This window comes from Methylophilus sp. DW102, from assembly GCF_037076555.1.
In the GTDB taxonomy this organism is placed as follows: Bacteria; Pseudomonadota; Gammaproteobacteria; order Burkholderiales; family Methylophilaceae; genus Methylophilus; species Methylophilus glucosoxydans.
In genome coordinates this window covers 2,161,814-2,180,388 of the sequence record NZ_AP029023.1, presented here as the reverse complement: position 1 = coordinate 2,180,388, position 18,575 = coordinate 2,161,814, and the positions used below count along the sequence as shown (strand labels likewise).

Annotated in this window: 19 protein-coding genes; 2 read left to right on the top strand and 17 right to left on the bottom strand. The window is 53.3% G+C overall.

Annotated features, from left to right (window positions below; all coding sequences use genetic code 11):
- Positions 1–119: 119 nt before the first annotated feature.
- The 3 genes from AACH41_RS10225 to AACH41_RS10215 are packed head-to-tail and all read right to left on the bottom strand — an operon-like array spanning position 120 to position 3,023.
- Positions 120–935: a ferritin-like domain-containing protein gene (locus AACH41_RS10225; RefSeq protein WP_338654908.1), complete on the bottom strand. Its 816-nt coding sequence runs from the start codon at positions 933–935 to the stop codon at positions 120–122.
- Positions 862–2,328, bottom strand: a complete 1,467-nt coding sequence (locus tag AACH41_RS10220) for a sensor histidine kinase (RefSeq protein ID WP_338654907.1) — start codon at positions 2,326–2,328, stop codon at positions 862–864. Before AACH41_RS10220 ends, AACH41_RS10225 begins: the two co-directional genes overlap by 74 nt.
- 14 nt (positions 2,329–2,342) lie before the next feature.
- Complete coding sequence (locus tag AACH41_RS10215) at positions 2,343–3,023, bottom strand: response regulator transcription factor (RefSeq protein ID WP_194748303.1); 681 nt, start codon at positions 3,021–3,023, stop codon at positions 2,343–2,345.
- 199 nt (positions 3,024–3,222) lie between these two features.
- Here AACH41_RS10215 and AACH41_RS10210 point away from each other — a divergent pair, with 199 nt between their 5' ends.
- Complete coding sequence (locus tag AACH41_RS10210) at positions 3,223–3,417, top strand: hypothetical protein (protein WP_194748302.1); 195 nt, start codon at positions 3,223–3,225, stop codon at positions 3,415–3,417.
- Between the two features lie 156 nt (positions 3,418–3,573).
- On the opposite strand, the gene AACH41_RS10205 is transcribed toward AACH41_RS10210, so the two are convergent.
- From AACH41_RS10205 to AACH41_RS10140, 14 genes are all read right to left on the bottom strand, one after another.
- Entirely contained in the window at positions 3,574–4,458 is an 885-nt protein-coding gene (locus tag AACH41_RS10205; protein ID WP_313986521.1) for an SMP-30/gluconolactonase/LRE family protein, read from the bottom strand.
- Positions 4,459–4,467: 9 nt separating this feature from the next.
- Positions 4,468–5,052, bottom strand: coding sequence for a hypothetical protein (locus AACH41_RS10200; protein WP_194748300.1), 585 nt, complete (start codon positions 5,050–5,052; stop codon positions 4,468–4,470).
- Between the two features lie 55 nt (positions 5,053–5,107).
- On the bottom strand, positions 5,108–6,322 hold the full coding sequence (locus AACH41_RS10195) for a PQQ-dependent sugar dehydrogenase (protein WP_338654903.1): 1,215 nt from the start codon (positions 6,320–6,322) through the stop codon (positions 5,108–5,110).
- Positions 6,319–7,611: an NAD(P)/FAD-dependent oxidoreductase gene (locus AACH41_RS10190; RefSeq protein ID WP_338654902.1), complete on the bottom strand. Its 1,293-nt coding sequence runs from the start codon at positions 7,609–7,611 to the stop codon at positions 6,319–6,321. The genes AACH41_RS10195 and AACH41_RS10190 overlap by 4 nt, the downstream gene beginning before the upstream one ends.
- The gene (locus AACH41_RS10185) at positions 7,611–7,961 is read right to left on the bottom strand and encodes a c-type cytochrome (protein ID WP_338654901.1); all 351 of its coding nucleotides are present in this window, start codon (positions 7,959–7,961) and stop codon (positions 7,611–7,613) included. Before AACH41_RS10185 ends, AACH41_RS10190 begins: the two co-directional genes overlap by 1 nt.
- 182 nt (positions 7,962–8,143) lie before the next feature.
- Entirely contained in the window at positions 8,144–8,629 is a 486-nt protein-coding gene (locus AACH41_RS10180) for an ankyrin repeat domain-containing protein (RefSeq protein WP_194748297.1), read from the bottom strand.
- Positions 8,630–8,717: 88 nt separating this feature from the next.
- On the bottom strand, positions 8,718–12,629 hold the full coding sequence (gene purL / locus AACH41_RS10175; RefSeq protein ID WP_338654897.1) for a phosphoribosylformylglycinamidine synthase: 3,912 nt from the start codon (positions 12,627–12,629) through the stop codon (positions 8,718–8,720).
- Between the two features lie 143 nt (positions 12,630–12,772).
- Positions 12,773–13,282 carry a PepSY domain-containing protein gene (locus tag AACH41_RS10170; protein ID WP_275355973.1) on the bottom strand — a complete coding sequence of 170 codons (510 nt, stop codon included), beginning with the start codon at positions 13,280–13,282 and terminating at the stop codon, positions 12,773–12,775.
- 83 nt (positions 13,283–13,365) lie between these two features.
- Positions 13,366–15,156: a ferrous iron transport protein B gene (gene feoB, locus AACH41_RS10165; protein WP_194748294.1), complete on the bottom strand. Its 1,791-nt coding sequence runs from the start codon at positions 15,154–15,156 to the stop codon at positions 13,366–13,368.
- Positions 15,153–15,401 (bottom strand): FeoA family protein, encoded by a 249-nt coding sequence (locus AACH41_RS10160; protein ID WP_194748293.1) that lies wholly within the window; start codon positions 15,399–15,401, stop codon positions 15,153–15,155. Before AACH41_RS10160 ends, feoB begins: the two co-directional genes overlap by 4 nt.
- A gap of 165 nt (positions 15,402–15,566) precedes the next feature.
- Complete coding sequence (locus AACH41_RS10155; RefSeq protein ID WP_275355970.1) at positions 15,567–16,376, bottom strand: peptidylprolyl isomerase; 810 nt, start codon at positions 16,374–16,376, stop codon at positions 15,567–15,569.
- Between the two features lie 57 nt (positions 16,377–16,433).
- Positions 16,434–16,697, bottom strand: coding sequence for a BolA family protein (locus tag AACH41_RS10150; protein WP_194748291.1), 264 nt, complete (start codon positions 16,695–16,697; stop codon positions 16,434–16,436).
- Entirely contained in the window at positions 16,697–16,996 is a 300-nt protein-coding gene (locus AACH41_RS10145; RefSeq protein WP_275355968.1) for a YciI family protein, read from the bottom strand. Before AACH41_RS10145 ends, AACH41_RS10150 begins: the two co-directional genes overlap by 1 nt.
- 50 nt (positions 16,997–17,046) lie before the next feature.
- On the bottom strand, positions 17,047–17,592 hold the full coding sequence (locus tag AACH41_RS10140) for a septation protein A (RefSeq protein ID WP_338654894.1): 546 nt from the start codon (positions 17,590–17,592) through the stop codon (positions 17,047–17,049).
- Positions 17,593–17,721: 129 nt separating this feature from the next.
- Here AACH41_RS10140 and AACH41_RS10135 point away from each other — a divergent pair, with 129 nt between their 5' ends.
- On the top strand, positions 17,722–18,573 hold the full coding sequence (locus AACH41_RS10135) for a 3',5'-nucleoside bisphosphate phosphatase (RefSeq protein WP_338654893.1): 852 nt from the start codon (positions 17,722–17,724) through the stop codon (positions 18,571–18,573).
- The last annotated feature ends 2 nt before the right edge of the window (positions 18,574–18,575 follow it).

The window sequence follows — 18,575 nt, the reverse complement described above, 5'->3', positions numbered from 1 at the left end:
TTTAGGGATATTAATACGCACCGTTGCAGCTTGATCAGTTGAAAAGCATTATATTTGATGCTCATATAATTCAACAAAGCTTGTATATGTATGCTTTGTTGATCCGCTCACGACAATTCCTACGCACTGCAATCTCCATTCAAATAGGCGAGCTCAATATCGGTGAAGCCGGCAAGCTTGCGTGCTGCAAGATTGAAGGGTGGGCGCAGTTTGGGCGCATGGTATTGTTGGCGTAATTGCTCAAAGGTATCCACCAGGTCGAGCTGGCGTTGATCACACAAATAGCCAAACCAGCGATTGCCTATCGCGACATGGCCGATTTCATCGCGCAGGATAATATCGAGGATGGCGGCGGCGGCCTGGTCGCCAGCTTGTAACAGTTTTTGTTTGAGCGGTGGGGTGGCATCCAGGCCACGGGCTTCCATGGTGCGTGGAACGAGCGCCATGCGGGCCAGGACATCGACCTGGGTTTTTTCGACCATCTCCCACAGGCTGTTGTGACCATCAAAGTCGCCGTAATCAAAGCCCAGCTGCTGCAGATGTTGGCGCAGTAGCGAAAAATGATAAGCCTCTTCTTTGGCCACTTGCAGCCAGTCGCGGTAATACGCTTCAGGCATGTCGGCAAATCGCCAGACCGCATCCAGGGCCAGGTTGATGGCATTAAATTCGATATGCGCCAATGCATGAATCAAGGCGGCGCGGCCTTCGGCCGTGTTCATGGCTCGCCGCTGAACTTTGGCCGGCGCCACCAGGGCCGGGCGCTCAGGCCGGCCGGGAATACTCTGGTCGTCTGCGGATAATGCCTGCTGTGGCCGGATTTGCAGCGCGCCAGTGAGGCAGGCTTGCCACAGGGCAGCGACCTCAAGACATTTTTGTTGCGGGTCCCTTAGGGTCAGAGTTTGCAGGGCGCGGGTTCTCAGGCAGTCGTTCGTCATAGCGCTCGAATTTTACCGTGAATTGGCTGCCAATGTGACCACTGACAGGATGTGCCAGCCCCGGGGTAACCGTGATGCTGGCGTTATGGTGTTCGGCAATTTCGGCCACGATAGCGAGCCCCAGGCCGCAGCCATTGCCCTGATTCGGGTCCAGCCGGTGAAAACGCTCAAAAACCAGGGTGGTTTGATCGGCAGGAATGCCGATGCCACTGTCTGCCACTTCAAGCACCAGAAATTTGCCCGCTTGCAATAAACGGATCTGCAACAGGCCTTGTTTTGGGGTGTATTGAATGGCGTTTTCCAGCAGGTTGTTTAAGAGTTCAGAGAGCATGAGCGCATCGCCCAGCACCTGATCCTGCTGGGTTTCAATCATGACATCGAGCTCTAACTGTTTGTTACTGGCTGGCCCAATCCAGCGCGCACATTCATCTGAAATGATTTTGGTGAGTGACACTGGCTGAAATTGCAGCTGCGAAACAGCAGCATCGGTTCTGGCCATGGTCAACAGCCGCTGTATCAGGTGTGACAAGCGGGTGGTGCTGCGCAGCATGTAATTAAGCGGCTCTTGAATGGCCTCAGGCGGCTGGCTGCGCAAGGCCAGTTCAGCCTGGGTTTGCAGCCCGGCAATCGGTGTGCGCAACTGGTGTGAGGCATCGGCAATAAATTGCTGCTGCTGTTGCAAGCCTGCCTTGACCCGTGCGAGCAGCGCATTCATCGCTTGCAGCAAGGGTTGCAGTTCGTTTGGCGTCGCTTGCGTATCCAGCGCGCTCAGGTCACGGTAAGAGCGTTGGTGCAAAGATTCCCTGAGGTCTTGCAAGGGTTTGAGGGCAAAATAAATGCCCAACTCAATCACAATGGCAGCCAACAGCATCATGAGCACTTGTGGCAACAGCATTTCTTCGACCATTTCGGCCACCATGGCATCCCGTTTGCCCGTGGTCTCGGCCATGCTGATCAGAATGTTGCGCGCATTGGCCGCCTCGCTCTCTGGCAGGCCAAAGGTCACGGCGCGGATCGCTTCGCCCTTGTAGTGGCTGTTATAGTAAACCTGCTGGTTGCCCGCAGGCAGTTGCTTGGGTAAGGGTAAATGCGCTTCGCCAAACACCAGTTTACCCTTGGGGTCGCTGATTTTGATGTAAATGTGATCGCCTTCGTTATAGCTGAGCAAATGGCTGGCGACCTCGGGGATCTCAATTTTGACTTGATTGTGGCTGTCAATAATCACCTCATCTGCCAGCGCGAGCACGGTCCGCAACAAGGCCTGGTCGTAGGCCTGTGTGGCGTAGAGCAGGGCGCGCGAGTAAGACAAGGCGGCAGAAACGCCCAGCACAACCAGCATGGGCAGTAACAGCCACAAGCGTAGCTGGCTTTTGAGTGAAAGCGGGGGCATCATGGTCTGCTCACCCTTTAGGACTGCGCATGTTGTTCGGCTTCCAACATATAGCCCAAGCCACGCACTGTGCGGATATTGGCGCCACTGGGCTCAATTTTTTTGCGCAGGCGATGGATATACACTTCAATGGCATTATCGCCCAGTGTCTCATCCCAGTTGCATAACGATTCCATGATCTGCTCTTTGGCAATGATCTTACCCATGCGCATCATCAACGTTTCTAGCAAATGCAGTTCGCGTGCAGACAGGGTGACTGGTTGGTCATTGATGGTCGCCAGTTTGTTGGCGACATCCAGTTTCAGGTTGCCGCATTGCAGTGGCAGGTTATTACCCAACTTGCTACGACGGATCAGGGCACGCACCCGCGCTTCGAGTTCTTCAAGGTGGAACGGCTTGGTGAGAAAATCATCGGCGCCGATATCGAGCGCTTGTACGCGTGTCGCGACATCTTCTCGCGCGGTTAAAATGAGAACGGCAATCGGGTTGGCTTGCTGGCGCAGGTGCGACAATATCGTCATCCCGTCCATGGTGGGCAAGCCTAAATCCAGAATTACCAAATCATACACATCATCATTAATTGCCCGTAAGGCTTGCTTGCCGTCTGTCACGTGGTCAACGGCATATTCCGCTTGCGTCAATGCACGTACCAGACCGTTTGCAATCACCAAATCATCTTCCACTATTAATAGACGCATCGCTTTCACCTGCTGGTTTGAATACGCTCAGTTTACCTCAATGCAAGCCGGATTGACGGGTTGTAAGCTTGGTGCAAGGCGCGCGTAAGTTAGCTGTAAGGCCCGAGGCGTATCGTGTGAATCGTTGACAGCGCAGAAGTAAAGACGCTGACCAAGAAACACTAAGGATCAACGGGTTGGAACCTGATAAGGAGTGATCATGAAAAAACGCATGTTGCTGATCATAGGAATGACAGGATATTTACTTTCGATGCCCGTGTGGGCGGGGACAAATCCCTCACCACATGATCAGGTAGAAATGCAAAGGCATCTGAAAGTCGCCAAACACGCTGGTGCGCAGCCAGCGGTCAGTTCCCAAAAGGAGATTGACAAAAAAACTGCGCAAACCAAGTAACTGTGAAGTTGCCTAAGCGCGCTGAATTCCCTGCAGCGTCGTTTAGGCAATCAGCGGTTTCGTGTGTATCCTCTCACTTTAACCACGCTCTGCGTGGTTTTTTTTGCCTGTTACAAGCCACAAAAATGCCAGGCCACGGCCTGGCATCCGTGCTGATTAGCGCAAAGGCAGAATATCCAGTTCGCCTGCTTTCATATCCGGCACTAGCAGATGATGGTCATCCTGGCTAAGCGCGATATCGGCTGCAGATTGGTAACCTTGTTTGATCAAGGTAACTTTATGTTGTGCATCCACCTTGAAAATCTTGCCGGATTTCCAGTCGCTGACATAAATCGTACCATTGGCCTGCCTGACCAGGCCATCGCCGCCGCCAAATCCGCGTGCCATCTCTTGCAGTGATTTGCCTGCCAGATCGTAGCTGTATAGCACCCCAGAGGTAAAGTCGACCAACAGCAGGTGTTCGCCCTTGGCATCGGCTAGCAAACCATTTGGCGCCAAAATGCGCTCATCGATCTTGCCATCCAGCAGCAGAGTCACCTGGCGTTGCGGGGTCACTTTGTAAACGGCACCACCTTTTCCTGTGCCCAAAATGTCGCCGCTATCGCTGATATACAGATTGCCATTGGCATCTGCCGCCAGATCGTTGAGGAATTGTGGCGGTTTGGTGAACTCGTTGGCAGATAAAAACACTTCTGCAACCGCGCCCGGCTGATTGAGCGCGACGCGCAGTACCCGCGTTTTGTCCGCAATATACAAGTCATTGGCAATGATCACCAGGCCTTTGGGGTCATCCAGCCCTTGCACCAGGACGGAGGACTGGCCATGGTCCAGTACACGGATTTGCCCGTCGCCATCCTGGCCAAAGCCATTGATTTCTGACACATAAATTTTGCCATCGGCCGCTTGTACGACGGACTCGGGCGTCAGCAGACCTTTGACCGGCTCCAGGGGGTGCGCATGGCTGGCCAGGCTGGTCAGGGTTAGGCTGCTGGCCAACAGCCATTGTATCCATGACGGTGTGTTCGAGATGAATGATTGCATATTTTCTTTCTAGAACAGGGCTTTAGGTTGTGATAGCGTATCAATGCTGTTGCACAAGGCTTGGTAGGTTTGAACGGGCGCGGCTACGACAGAGGGCTCATAAGCCGGGTTTTGCTGGATTTTCTGGATCACTTGCTCAAATGCCTGCTGGTAGGACTGTCGGGCAAAATTCTCTACATTGTAGGTCAGCCAGCCACGCGACTGGCCTTCGCCTTTCACCGTCATCAGTGGTTTGCCTAGCGCGCTATCCGCAGCCGGGGTGTTATAAACTCTGGCCGTAATCTCGCTATAAAACACCCCAGTTTGCGGGTTGTAAAACATATTCGGTTCGATCACGACCAATGCCTGGCCTTGTGCTTCGGCTTGGCAGCTGGATGTGGTGTAATGTTGTGCCTGAAAGCTGTTCAAGCCAACCGACTCTGCAATTTCAGCGCGATTGTGCCAGTAAACTAAATAGGGGTTGAGCAAACGCACCGGATGCTGGTAAAAAGACTCTGGCACCTGAATGACCAATGAAGGCTGGGCACCTGCCTGGGTAACAGGCGTCAAAGCCAGGCACAGGGCGCCGCTTAAGTACGTTAAAAGACGTTTCATTTCAATCTCCTCAAACAATTCACCCAGACCAGAACGGGTCTGTGGCATAAATTTTTTATTGCAGCGTTTTCTCACGGATACGGTAAATCCAGCCGGTCAGGTCATCACTCACATAGAGCCAGCCATCGGCACCGACGATCACGTCTACCGGTCGGCCCCAGGCCTGATTGTCTTGCAGCCAACCCTCAATGAATGGGACGGTTGCGACAGGTTGTTGGTTCCTGAATTGTACACGCAGCAAGGCGTAGCCGCTGGGCTGTTTGCGATTCCATGAACCGTGCAGCGCGACAATGGCATCCTCACGCATTTCTGCGGGAAGCCGGCTGTGCTGCAAAAAAGTGATGCCTATCGGTGTGCTGTGGGCGGGGAGTTGCAGGGCGGGCGCCTGCGATTGTTGGCAGGCTGCTGCGGCGCCTGGCATATTTGGGTCTGCAAACAGCTTGCCTGGTTGTGCCGGATCGCCCCAGCAATAGGGCCAGCCATAGGATTTTCCGCCTTCAATCTGGTTCAAGTGCTCTGGTGGCAGGTCATCATCAACGGCACCATGAGCCTGGCTGCTGCGATTGTCGGCACCATTGTTGGTGGCAAACAGCGCACCTGTTTGTGGATGCCAGGTGAACCCCTGCGTGTTACGCAGTCCGGTCGCCCAGACCGCGCTTTGGGCATGCCAGCCCAGCGTGACCAGCGCACCGGCAGGTCGGCCATCTGCGGCAAAGCGCAGTAATGTGGCGCGTAGCGGGTTGTCTTCCACACAGACATTACAGCTGGAGCCCACGTTGACAAAGACATAGCCATCTGGCGACACCTTGACCGTTTTGAGGGGGTGGCCGCCACTGGGCAAGTTGCGGATAAATGGCTGTGGCGGCCCCCAATGGCTGTCTTGCCAGGGCAATTTCACCACGCCGGTTTGCTCTGCAACCAGCAGGTCTTTTCCTAGCAGGGTGAGGCCTTGCGGGCTATTGAGTCCTTGTGCGATCACCTCGGCATGACCCGCTTGGTCCAGTCTCAGAATACGGCCAGTGTCCGCCAGACTCACCAGTAACTGACCTTGCGGATCCAGCGCCAGCATGCGAGGCATGCCCCAGGCGCTCACATCACTAAAGCGCTCAATTTGCAGCCCGTCAGGCGCCTTGAGATTGCGCAGGGCGTCTGTCGCCAGAGGTTGCGCGGTGGCGTCATGTAACCCGGTTGCCATGCCCAGGCTAATCAGCATCAGGCCAGCCAACAGTGACCGCTGTTCTCTGACAGCACTGAGCGCGGCAGTCATCATGTCAGCGTATCTGCCCAGATATTCTGCGCCCAGGCCTGGGCATATTCCCCTTCCTGCACGCTGGCCTTGGCTGAAACGCCGCCGCCCTCCGCAGACGCCATGCTTTTCTTAACAGAGTCATAACGATAAACATTGGCGACATGCATGGCCTGCTGGTCATCGACAAAGCTGTAGCAGGTATTGGCAAACACCGGCAATGGATTGGGCACGTGACCGCTTTGCATGGCGATGATGGCTGCCGCACACACCTTGGCCTGTGAGGTCGCCATATGGGCGGATTTGGGCAAGCCGGCAGAAATACTGTCACCGATAATATGCACGTCCGGTTGCAGCGTAGAGGCATAGGTGACAAAGTCCACCTCACACCAGCGCTGATCCACATTGACCAGCCCAGCCACTTGCGCAACCTTGCCTGCCAGCTGCGGCGGGATGACATTCAGGACATCGGCCTTGACCGATTCAAAGTCAGTTTTGACTGTTTTGCTCACCGGATCCAGCTGCAGAATGGTACTGTTGTTGTGGTATTCGATCAGGTCTTTGTATGCGCCCTGAAAACTCTGCAAAAACAAGCCTTTTTTCGACACGATGTCTGCATTGGCATCCAGAATAACGACTTTGCTACGCGGTTTGTGTTGTTTGAAGTAATGCGCCACCTGGCAAGCGCGCTCATAGGGGCCGGGCGGGCAGCGATAAGGGCCGGGCGGGATGGTCATCACAAATACGCCGCCATCCGGCATCTGCTCCAGTTGCTGCCGTAATTGCAAAGTTTGCAGGCCGGCTTTCCAGGCATGGGGGATGTCGGTCACTGGCGTGGTCATGCCGGTGATGCTTGCGTAATTGAAATCAACTCCGGGGGCCAGAACCAGGCGGTCATAATGCAGATGACCGCGCGTCAGCTGTACTTGTTTGTTGGTCAGATCAACACTGGTGACCGTATCTTGTACCCAGTCGATGCCATGCTGTTTGCGTGACAACGCATAGCTAAAACTCAAGTCGTCCAGTGTGCGGCTGCCACCCAAGACCAGATTGCTTTGCGGGCAGGAAATGAACTGTGGATTCGGTTCGATCACAGTGACTTTAAGATTGCCCATGCTCCAGTCGCGTAAATATTTGGCGGCCGTGAGCCCTGCAAAGCCTGCACCAACCACGACGACATGGCCAAGCGGTGGTTTGCTCGCGCGTGCAAACGCAGGCAGACCATAAAAGGCCAGACCGCCATAGACGATGGAACGTACAAATTGTCTGCGGCCATTGGGCGTCAGTGGGGGGTGTTCAAATGCGGCGGTCATCACTGTCTCCCTAAAAAAGATTGCTTGGGCAAGGCGGGAGGCGTCTGTCTGGGTTGTTGTGCAAAATAGGCCGCCAAGTCCGCAATCTCTTCTGTTGTGAGTCCTTTGGCATGATGGTGCATCACCGTCGCGCTGACCGAGCCGTCTTTAAAGCCCTGCATGCGCTGGATAAAATAGGCTTGATTGAGCGCAGCCAGTGTCGCTGTGCCGCCCAGGCTGTTGCCGGCCGGGCCATGGCAGGCGGCACAAGATGCTGCCAGCGTTCGGATCGCCTGCGGGTCTTGCGCATGCGCGCCGAGGCCGGCGCAGGCAAGATAAATGAAAAACACACTGCTGAATAATGACTTCATGCTACCCCCGTCACACATGATGAATTTGAGCCCACATTATTCTGAATGGGCATGGTGATGTGAGTGACTGCGGTTACACAGCGGATGCCATGATCACCCATACTGGCACCTGACCCGCAAACAAAAAAACGGCCATGAAACTCATGACCGTTTTTATCAACACCCCCTCGCCAGTTCGAGGATTAGAAGCATTTTTCTTCCTGGCAGCCATCATCTTTGGTGCCTAACTGGGTCAGTAAATCTACCATTTTCTGGTTATTTTCTTCTCTGAAGTAACGAATCAGCGAAACATCGCCTTTGAGTTTCTTGTTTACATCTGCGCCTGCAGAGGCCAGATATTTCATGGTTTCAGTATCGCCAATAAATGCGGCCATATGAAACGCGGTATTGCGGCTGGCCGGATGCACATAGTTCAGATCCGCCCCTTTGGAAACCAGGTATTTCACCACATCCAGCTTGCCTTTGGATGCGGACATTTGCAGGGGTTCCCAGGCAAAGAACTTCTGGTTGACCAATGAAGGGTCAGCTTCGACAAACTTTTTCACGACTTTGATATTGCCACCCGTCAGCGCCTCGGTAAACTCCATATATTCATCATCGGTCAATGCAAACGCTTGCAAGGCAAATGACAGTGAACACAAGGCCAGTAAAAACTTAATTGATTTCATAATCTCTCCAAACACCTGATTTTCATTTTTTAAAAATAACCACTTTTTGGGCCTCGTGAAGTCGCCGGTAAGGGCCGGTCGACTCCGCTTAACCTACAAACTTACGTGCGTTTCTGAACATGCGCATCCAGGGACCATCTTCCTGCCAGCCATCTGGCCGCCAGGAATGCTGTACCGCTCTAAACACACGTTCAGGATGTGGCATCATGATGCTGAAACGACCATCTTGCGTAGTAAACCCGGTCAAGCCCTGAGGAGAACCATTCGGGTTAAACGGGTAAACTTCGGTCGCTTGCGCAGCATGGTCCACATAACGCACGGTTGCCAGTTGCTGTTGTAGCACACTTGTGACCGCGCCCGCATCAGTAAATTCCGTAAACCCTTCGCCATGTGCCACAGCAATCGGCATGCGGCTGCCTGCCATGCCGTCAAAGAAGATAGACGGCGAGGCCAGAATCTCGACCAGGGCAACGCGTGCTTCAAACTGTTCGGACTTGTTGCGCACAAAGTGCGGCCAGTGCGCGGCGCCTGGAATAATGCTGTGCAGGTTACTCATCATCTGGCAACCATTACAGACGCCCAGTGCAAAGGTGTCTGCACGGTTAAAGAAGGCGCTAAATTCATCGCGTGCCCGCGCGTTGAACAGGATGGACTTGGCCCAGCCTTCGCCTGCACCAAGTACGTCCCCATAAGAGAAGCCACCGCAAGCCACCAAGCCTGCGAAATCCTTGAGTGCCACACGGCCGCTGATGATGTCGCTCATATGCACATCGACGCTGTTAAAACCTGCGCGGTCAAACGCAGCCGCCATTTCGGTCTGCCCGTTGACACCTTGCTCACGCAAAATCGCCATGTTGGGGCGTTTGCCGGTGTTGATATATGGTGCCGCAATATTGTCGTTGAGGTCAAAAGTCAGCTGCGCATGCAAACCGGCATCGTCGGCATTCAGGATGCGGTCATATTCCTGCTGGGCACAGGCCGGGTTATCACGCAGGCTCTGCATGCGGTAAGTGGTTTCAGACCACATACGGTGCAGGTCGATGCGTGATGCCTGGTAGCGTGCCTGTTTAAGCGCGATGACAATGTCCTGGCCGGCAGTGACGTGGCCGATGGCGTGCACACAGTCACCCAACTGCTGTTGCAATTGCTGGACGATGGTTGCCGTATCGCTGGCGCGCACTTGCAGTACCGCCCCCAATTCTTCGTTAAACAGCAGGGCAATGTTGTCGCCAGCCAGGGCGCTGAGGTCAAGATTGAGGCCACAATGACCGGCAAACGCCATTTCTGCCAGTGTGACAAACAGGCCACCATCTGAGCGGTCATGATAAGCCAGTAGTTTGCCTTCGTGATTCAGTTGCTGGATCGCGGCAAAAAATGCTTTCACTTGTGCCGGTTGGTCGACATCGGGCACGCTGTTGCCTAACTGTTGATAGACTTGAGCCAAAGCCGAGCCGCCCATGCGGTTTTTGCCATTGCCCAGGTCGATCAGGATCAGCTGACTGTCGCCGAGATCAGTGCGCAGTTGCGGCGTCAGGGTTTTACGCACATCTGGCGTGTTGGCAAAGGCAGAAATTACCAGTGAGATGGGGGCTGTGACTGCTTTGTTTTCACCTTGATCTTGCCAGACCGTTTTCATACTCATGGAGTCTTTGCCGACCGGGATGCTGATGCCGAGCGCCGGACATAATTCCATGCCCACGGTTTTCACGGTGGCATACAGCGCGGCATCTTCACCGGCATGACCGGCAGGTGCCATCCAGTTAGCGGACAGCTTGAGGTTGCCAATGTCACTGATTGCGGCGGCGGCAATGTTGGTGATGGCTTCACCAATGGCCATGCGGCCGGAAGCCGGTGCGTCGATCAGCGCCAAGGGCGCCTTTTCCCCGATGGCAAATGCTTCGCCGATATTGGTTTCAAACCCGGCACAGGTCACCGCCACGTTGCTGACGGGCACTTGCCACGGGCCGACCATTTGATCGCGGGCGATGAGGCCGGTCACGCTACGGTCACCAATGGTAATCAGGAAGGTTTTATCTGCCACACCCGGTAAGCGCAGTACACGCGACACGGCATCATGCAATACCACGTTGCCGGTATCAAACGCTGGCAGCGTCTTGTTCACGGATTTGACATCACGCAGCATTTTTGGGGGTTTGCCCAGCAGAACAGACAGATCCATATCCACCGGCTTGTTGTCAAAATGACGGTCTTCCACCGTCAGATGACGTTCTTCCGTGGTGACGCCGACGACGGCAAACGGACAACGTTCGCGTTCACAAATTGCTTCAAATAAGGGCAACTGGTCTTGCGTGACGGCGAGAACATAGCGCTCTTGCGCTTCGTTGCTCCACAGTTCGCGCGGACTCATGCCAGGCTCTTCATTATGTACATCACGCAACTGGAACACGGCGCCGACTTTGGCATCATTGACCAGCTCAGGGAAGGCGTTGGAAATACCACCGGCACCCACGTCGTGGATGCTCAAAATCGGGTTGTTATCGCCCATTTGCCAGCAACGATCAATCACCTCTTGCGCACGGCGTTGCAACTCCGGGTTGCCGCGTTGTACAGAGTCAAAGTCCAGGTTTTCCGTGTTGGCGCCGGTATCCATACTGGAGGCCGCGCCGCCGCCAAGGCCAATCAACATGGCCGGGCCGCCCAGCTGAATCAGGGCTGAGCCGGGGGGAATGCTGTTTTTATGACTGTGGCTGTCAGAGATATTGCCGACCCCACCCGCCAGCATGATCGGCTTGTGATAGCCACGCATTTCGCGCTTGCCATCGGCGGCAGGCGTTTCGAGTTCAAAGGTACGGAAGTAACCGGCAATATTGGGGCGGCCAAATTCGTTGTTATAAGCAGCCCCGCCTAAAGGACCGTCTATCATGATTTGCAACGGGCTGGCGATACGGCCAGGTTTGCCGTAATTGGTTTCCCAAGGCTGTTTAAAGTCAGGCAGGTTCAGGTTGGAGACCGAGAAGCCGGTCAAGCCTGCTTTCGGCTTAGAGCCTATGCCGGTGGCGCCTTCATCACGGATTTCACCGCCTGCCCCAGTCGCAGCCCCGGCAAAGGGTGAAATGGCAGTGGGGTGGTTATGCGTTTCCACCTTCATCAGATAATGCATGTCGTCTTCGACAAACTGGTAGCTGTGATCGGCTGCCGGATAAAAACGCTTGGTTTTCTGGCCTTGTACAATTGAGCTGTTGTCAGAGTAGGCAACCACGGTGTTGCCAGGATTGAGTTTGTGTGTGTTGCGGATCATGTTGAACAGCGACAGCTCTTGCTGTACGCCATCAATCACCCAGTCTGCATTGAAAATCTTGTGGCGGCAATGCTCGGAGTTCGCTTGGGCGAACATCATCAGTTCGACATCGGTCGGGTTGCGGCCCATTTTGCGGTAGTTTTCCAGCAGGTAATCCACCTCGTCTGGCGACAAGGCTAAACCCATCTCGCTATTGGCAGCTTCAAGCGCCGCTTTGCCGCCAGCTAAAATATCCACACTGGATAAAGGTTTAGGGTCGGCATGGTGGTAGAGTTTTTCTGCATCCGCCAGCTGGTAGACCACCGTTTCTGTCATGCGGTCCTGGATGGCAGTGCGCAAGGCTTGCTTCTCAGCTTCGGTCAATGCCTGTCCGTTCGCAGTGGTCACGTAATAGGCAATGCCACGCTCCAGACGCAGCAGATGACCCAGGCCACAGTTGTGTGCAATATCCGTCGCGCGTGAGGCCCAGGGCGAAATCGTGCCTATCCTCGGAATCACCAGCAGCAACTCGCCTGTCGGGGACTCGATATCCGTGTGCGGTCCGTAAGTCAGAATCTGGCGCAGGGTGTCTTGCTCGCTCACGCTCAAGGCGGACTCGCTAAACGCAAAGTGCACGAATTCGGTGTAAATATGGGCGATATTCGGTGCGCTGGCTTTGAGGGCGCGATACAGTTTATCGAGACGGAATTGAGAGAGGGCGGCGCTGCCGCGCAGGCTAAGGAATTGCGCTTGACTAGACATGAGGCGGTTGGATTTTTCAATGAAAATTCAAACCGCCATTTTAACAGAAAGCGCGTCTGATATCGAATGCGCCAAAGCGCCTGCCCAAATAAAAACAGCAACCATGCGGTTGCTGTTTGACTGACTGCGGGGACGATAAAAAATTAGTCTTTGCCGATTTCGTAGACTTCTTCTTCGGTTTCACCAATTTTGCCGGTCACTGCATCAACTTCGACTTCAATTTCCTTGCCGTTGGCTTGCTTGATATCAAACTCATAGACAGGGTTGCCGTTTTCAAGCTCATATTCGATGCTTTCCACGTCACCTGGATATTTGTCCAGCGCAGTTTTCTTGGCTTGTTCCATCGTCACTTTGGCTTTGGATTTGAATTCGTCGCTGTTAGGGTCAACATCCACTTCTTCTTCAAATACCTTGCCAGTTTTGGCTTCACATTCTACTTCCCATTCTTTGCCATCGGTGCCGACAATGTCGAACTCATAAATCGCACCACGGCCTTTTTCAATCTCGGCTTCCAGTGAGACGACTTTGCCCGGATGTTTGGCCAATGCGGCTTTCATGCATTTTTCCATCGGGCCATTATGGCTGTGGTTGTTAGCCTGTGCAGACAGGCTGAACAAAGCGGCAACGGCTGCAATCACTAAAGACTTGTTCATGGGTAGAGTCTCCTTATTTTTAAGTGGAAGATTCACTTTAACATAGATTATATTTCCCTGTTTCTGTTTGAAATCAAGAAATTTCAATAGCCAAGTGCACGAGCCGTTTGGTAAAAGGCAAAGCTGACCAGCCATGCCAGCATCAGGGACCACGCCAAAGACAGCCACATAAAACCGCTGCTTTTACTTTCGGATTTAAGTGTGGCGATGGTCGACAGGCAGGGCGTATAAATCAGTGTAAACAGCATAAAGCTCATGCCTTGTACCCAGTCGATATTGCTGGCAATTTGTTGGCTGAGCGCATCCCCTTGCAGGCCATAAATCACGGCCAGTGAGCCGACCACGATTTCTTTGGCAACAAAACCAAAAATCAGGGCAATCGCCAGTTGGGTGTCAATGCCAATGGGGTCCAGCACGGGCGCGAAAAAGCGGCCTATGCTCCCGGCCCAGGTTTCAGGGCTGGCTGGCGTGGCAGAAAAAGGTAAATGCGTGAGTAGCCAGACCAGCACCACCCCAATCACAATAAACTTGGTGGCGCGTGCCAAAAAGTGTTTCACCTCTTGCCAGCCACGCATCCAGATTTGTTGTGGGGTAGGGAAGCGATAAGGCGGCAGCTCAAGCACAAAGGGCTCGCGGCTTTGAAAGCTGCGTTTGAACAGGACCGCCGTGATAAAAATGGTGGCAAAACTGACCAGATACAGCGAAAACAGGACCAACGCGGCTTGTGACGGCGGGAACAGAATGGCGATGATAAATAAAAATACCTGTAATCTGGCTGAGCACAGTGACAGCGGTATCGTCAGCATGGTCAGTAAACGCATGGGGCGGCTGCGCATGACGCGAGTCCCCATGAGTGCGGGCACATTGCAGCCAAACCCCATCAGCATCATGACAAAGCCACGGCCATCCAGTCCCATTTTGGCCATCAGCGTATCCATGAGAAAAGCCGCGCGTGAGAGATAGCCGCTGTCTTCCACCATGCTCATGACCAGGAAAAATAGCACAATGATGGGCACAAAAGCGGCCACCGTACTAAACCCGGTATACAAGCCGTCCAGCAACAGCCCGTTGAGCCAGCCCGGCAAGAAGGCCAAAGCTGGTTCCAGCGCCTGGCTACGCAGCGTGTCAAACAGCCAGCCCATGCCTTCTTGCAAAGGTGCGCCTACACTGAAAATAAACTGGAACAGCAAAAATACGGACAGCAAAAACAGCGGCAGCCCAAACCAGGGATGGAGCAGAACCTTATCGAGACGGTCGGTGAGTGTGTGGTTCAGTTGAATAGGAAACTGCACGCTCTGATCGATAATGTGGTGCATTTCCTGCTCAATGGCATTCTCGAGTTCGAGCTTGCGGGCAATACTGTCAGGCGAGGTCAGATTAGGGTGTTGCAGCATGGTCTCTGCTGCCAGCTGTAGCGCTTCTGGGCAGCCTTGCCCGTACTTGGCGCTAATGGTACGCACCGGCATGCCTAGCTGCTTGCTCATGGCCTGGGTATTGATGGTGATGCCGGCCCGTTTGGCCTCATCCTCCATATTGAGCAACAGGACTGCAGGCAAGCCCAAGGCGCGGATTTGCAAGGCCAGTGAAAGCTGGCGGTCGATTTGCGCACTGTTGAGGATAATCAGCACCAGGTCAATCTGGTGATGGCTCAGGAAATGCCTGACCACGTGTTCATCATCAGAAAAGCCGTGCAAATCATACAGGCCGGGTAAATCGATGAGCTCGGCAATATGTCCCCCCAGCAGCAGCTTGGCACTCATCAGGTCGACCGTGATGCCAGGCCAGTTGCCGACGCGCGCAGACGCACCACTCAGGCGGTTAAACAGGGTGGATTTGCCGGTATTCGGCATCCCAAGTAAGGCGACACGTTTCATACGGCAGGGGAGTCTAACAGGTCAACGGGGTGTAAATGAATGGCACTGGCATCGTGCAGACGAATGATCACATCCGTGGAGCCGATACGGACATGTAACGGCCCATTAAACGAGGCCTGTCTGATCACCTCTATGCGCTTACCGCTACGAAATCCAAGGGCATTCAGGCGTTGGGCCAATGCTTGCTCTGCATGAATGCGGTCTACGATGGCAGTCTGCCCTGGTTTCAGTGCGTCTAGATGCATGGTTGCGTTCAAATGAGAATAATTCTTGATTGTAGCTTAGAATGACAATGAAAGAAATTGTTCATTCAATCTTTTCTCAAGTTGCGCGCTCAATCGCGACATCCATCACACACAACAAAAAAGCCAGCAATGGCTGGCTTTTTGCAGACTCAAAACAAATCCGGCTTATTTTTTCTCAAGGCCGCTCACGTCAATTTTGGCTTTGTCTTTGAGGCTCAACATGTATTTTTCGAGTTTACGTTGTTGAATGGTGCGCTCAAGACCTTCCTGAACTTTATCATAAGCAGGAGCTTGCAGAGCTCGGGTGTCTACCAGCTTGATCACATGCCAGCCAAACTGCGACTGCACTGGCTCAGGCGTTGTTTCCCCTTTCTTGAGGGAAACCAGCGCGTCGGCAAAAGGTTTGACCATGCCAGCTGGTGAGAACCAGCCCAGATCGCCCCCTTTGTCTTTGGAGCCTGGGTCCAGAGATTTTTCCTTGGCCACTTTGGCAAAGTCAGTCCCTTTTTTCAGGTCAGCAATAATGGCTTTGGCTTCGGCTTCTGTTTTCACCAAGATGTGGCGTGCATTGTACTCTTTATCACCCAGTTCTTTTTTGTATTGCTCGTAAGCTTCTTTTTTCTCGGCATCGGTCACAGGATTTTTCTTGATGAAATCTCCCAGGAAAGCATTCACCAGTAACTTGCGACGAGCCAATTCTTCACTGACCACAAAGTCAGGCAATTTATCGATGCCGGCTTTTTGCGCTTCCTGATAGGCCAATTCAGAGCCAACCAGTTCATTCACCACGGCTGCTTTCATGCCATCGTTGGCTTTTTGGCCTGTACGCGCTTCAGCATCCTTGAGGATAAACTCTACCCAGGATTTCTTGATCGGTTTGCCATTGACGGTGGCTACCGCGTCGGCATCCGCCGCATACACATGTGGCATTGCGCTTAAGCAAGCAATTGCCAACAATACTTTCAAAAATTTCATGCAATATCCTTAAAATAACGTTTTGAATTAGGTGCGATATTAAAAAACAGGATTGTTTCAAATAAATGACTCATCGGTCGATAAGGCCGTAATACTGAGCGCGTGGATGCGATGAGGCATTAAATCTTGCAAACATTGATATACCATGCGATGGCGCATTATCTGTGATTTTCCTGAAAATAGCGAGCTTTTTACCGTGATGGTAAAGTGTCCGCCGCCAGTATTTCCTGCATGTCCGCGATGCAAATCACTGTCATCCTGAATCTCGATGTGTTCCGGTGTCAGGCTTTGCAACCGCTGCTCTATTTCAGCGCGCAGCATCACGGCAAAGTCTTTCTAAACGGTTTGACGGTCACTTGGCCATAGACGCCTGCATGAACAAACGGATCGTCATTGGCCCAGTCTGTGGCCGCCTGCAATGAGTCAAATTCAGCGACAATCAGGCTACCACTAAAGCCCGCTTCACCAGGGTCTACGCTGTCTATGGCTGGCAACGGGCCTGCTAAAACCAGGCGGCCCTCGTTTTGCAATTGTTGCAATCTGGCCAGATGCGGCGGGCGATGTTGCAGCCGCAATGGCAAGCTGTTCGGGGTGTCCTGTGCGTAAATCATGTAAAGCATGATGGCATTCTTTCGCTGCGGCAGTCGATAAAGTCTGGCTAAACATTTAGTCAGGCGGGCGGCTGATTTTGTTCAACCCAATGCGCTCTTAGCGCAAAGACTTGCACGATCATAAAGATAAACATAAGGCTGGTGGCCCCAAACAACTTGAAGTTGACCCAGTCGTCTTCGCTGTAGTGAAAGGCAACGTAGAGGTTCAATATGCCCATGCCGATTAAAAAGGCAATCCAGTAGAGGTTTAGCTTGTCCCAGGTGACAGCAGGCGGCGACATCATTTTGCCCAGCATGCGCTCAATCAGGTTGCGCTTGAAGGCATAGCGACTGAAAAGCAGGGCCAGTGCCCCGATCCAATAGATGGCAGTCGGCTTCCACATGATGTAGGTTTTGTCATGTAACAACAAGGTAATGCCGCCGAGAACGGTAATCACGGCGCCGTTGATGGCCAGCATCTTGTCTATTTTGCCGCGTTTGAGCCAGATCACACCGATCAGCAACAGCGTACTAATCATGGCGACGGCTGTGGCTGCAAAGATGCCTGCTTTTTTATAAGCGATAAAGAACAGGATGACGGGGAGTAAATCGGTGATGATTTGCATGCTTGGCTTCAGTACACTGAATTCTTGCTATCTGTGAGGGCACTATTTTGCTATGATTCTTGTCATAAAGTAAAGTTTATATGTAGACAATCCTGTCCCCGCACAACAGCGTAGTCTCTCTCATTCAATATGTCCGTTCCGATAGATTTGCATTGCCACTCCACACTCTCAGATGGCCTGCTCTCGCCAGAGGAGCTGGTTGCCCACGCCGCGAGCAAAGGCGTGCGTGTGCTGGCGCTGACGGACCATGACGAAGTCGGCGGCCTGGCGCGCGCACGGATTGCCGCTGAGCAGCATGGCATTACACTGGTGAATGGTGTCGAAATCTCGGTGACCTGGAAAAAGCGGACCTTGCATATCGTTGGCTTGCGCATTGATGCGAGCGACCCGCAATTAATCACCACCTTTCAGCAAGTACATGCAGCGCGCGATACGCGTGCCCGGCAAATGGCCGAAGGCCTGGCTAAGGCTGGTATCGCTGGCGCCTACGAAGGTGCCAGGCAGATTGCGGGCAATAGTGTGATGACACGCAGTCATTTTGCCCAGTTTATTGTCAAGCAAGGGCATGCTAAAAACATCAAGTCTGTCTTTAAAAAATATATGGTCAAAGGCAAGCCAGGGTTCGTCAACCATGAGTGGATGAGTCTGGAACAAGCAGTGACCTTGATTCGCCAGGCTGGCGGTGTCGCCGTGCTGGCACACCCTGGCCGTTATGACCTGGGCTTCGTCAATATGCATTTGCTATTGCACGAGTTCAGGGGCTACGGCGGACAGGCTATAGAAGTCGTGACTGGTAGCCATCAGCCGCCGCAGTTCGATCAGTTCGCAAAACTGGCCCATCGCTTTGACTTGAAGGCATCTCAAGGCTCTGACTATCATGGCCCGGGACTTTCGTTCATGGAAATGGGCCGCTTGCCCGCCTTACCGGCCAATTGTGTCCCCCTCTGGCAGGATTGGCCCGAGGCCAGTCTGCTGCAGTAGTG

What these genes read in the sequence shown, in the direction of transcription:
- AACH41_RS10205 (WP_313986521.1), bottom strand. Translation starts at nt 4,458, where the DNA reads ATGCAATCATTCATCTCGAACACACCGTCATGGATACAATGGCTGTTG.
- AACH41_RS10215 (WP_194748303.1), bottom strand. Translation starts at nt 3,023, where the DNA reads ATGCGTCTATTAATAGTGGAAGATGATTTGGTGATTGCAAACGGTCTG.
- AACH41_RS10155 (WP_275355970.1), bottom strand. Translation starts at nt 16,376, where the DNA reads ATGAAATTTTTGAAAGTATTGTTGGCAATTGCTTGCTTAAGCGCAATG.
- AACH41_RS10190 (WP_338654902.1), bottom strand. Translation starts at nt 7,611, where the DNA reads ATGACCGCCGCATTTGAACACCCCCCACTGACGCCCAATGGCCGCAGA.
- AACH41_RS10170 (WP_275355973.1), bottom strand. Translation starts at nt 13,282, where the DNA reads ATGAACAAGTCTTTAGTGATTGCAGCCGTTGCCGCTTTGTTCAGCCTG.
- AACH41_RS10200 (WP_194748300.1), bottom strand. Translation starts at nt 5,052, where the DNA reads ATGAAACGTCTTTTAACGTACTTAAGCGGCGCCCTGTGCCTGGCTTTG.
- AACH41_RS10220 (WP_338654907.1), bottom strand. Translation starts at nt 2,328, where the DNA reads ATGATGCCCCCGCTTTCACTCAAAAGCCAGCTACGCTTGTGGCTGTTA.
- AACH41_RS10195 (WP_338654903.1), bottom strand. Translation starts at nt 6,322, where the DNA reads ATGATGACTGCCGCGCTCAGTGCTGTCAGAGAACAGCGGTCACTGTTG.
- AACH41_RS10140 (WP_338654894.1), bottom strand. Translation starts at nt 17,592, where the DNA reads ATGCAAATCATCACCGATTTACTCCCCGTCATCCTGTTCTTTATCGCT.
- AACH41_RS10145 (WP_275355968.1), bottom strand. Translation starts at nt 16,996, where the DNA reads ATGCTTTACATGATTTACGCACAGGACACCCCGAACAGCTTGCCATTG.
- feoB (WP_194748294.1), bottom strand. Translation starts at nt 15,156, where the DNA reads ATGAAACGTGTCGCCTTACTTGGGATGCCGAATACCGGCAAATCCACC.
- purL (WP_338654897.1), bottom strand. Translation starts at nt 12,629, where the DNA reads ATGTCTAGTCAAGCGCAATTCCTTAGCCTGCGCGGCAGCGCCGCCCTC.
- AACH41_RS10225 (WP_338654908.1), bottom strand. Translation starts at nt 935, where the DNA reads ATGACGAACGACTGCCTGAGAACCCGCGCCCTGCAAACTCTGACCCTA.
- AACH41_RS10185 (WP_338654901.1), bottom strand. Translation starts at nt 7,961, where the DNA reads ATGAAGTCATTATTCAGCAGTGTGTTTTTCATTTATCTTGCCTGCGCC.
- AACH41_RS10180 (WP_194748297.1), bottom strand. Translation starts at nt 8,629, where the DNA reads ATGAAATCAATTAAGTTTTTACTGGCCTTGTGTTCACTGTCATTTGCC.
- AACH41_RS10160 (WP_194748293.1), bottom strand. Translation starts at nt 15,401, where the DNA reads ATGCATCTAGACGCACTGAAACCAGGGCAGACTGCCATCGTAGACCGC.
- AACH41_RS10150 (WP_194748291.1), bottom strand. Translation starts at nt 16,697, where the DNA reads ATGCTGCGCGCTGAAATAGAGCAGCGGTTGCAAAGCCTGACACCGGAA.
- AACH41_RS10210 (WP_194748302.1), top strand. Translation starts at nt 3,223, where the DNA reads ATGAAAAAACGCATGTTGCTGATCATAGGAATGACAGGATATTTACTT.
- AACH41_RS10135 (WP_338654893.1), top strand. Translation starts at nt 17,722, where the DNA reads ATGTCCGTTCCGATAGATTTGCATTGCCACTCCACACTCTCAGATGGC.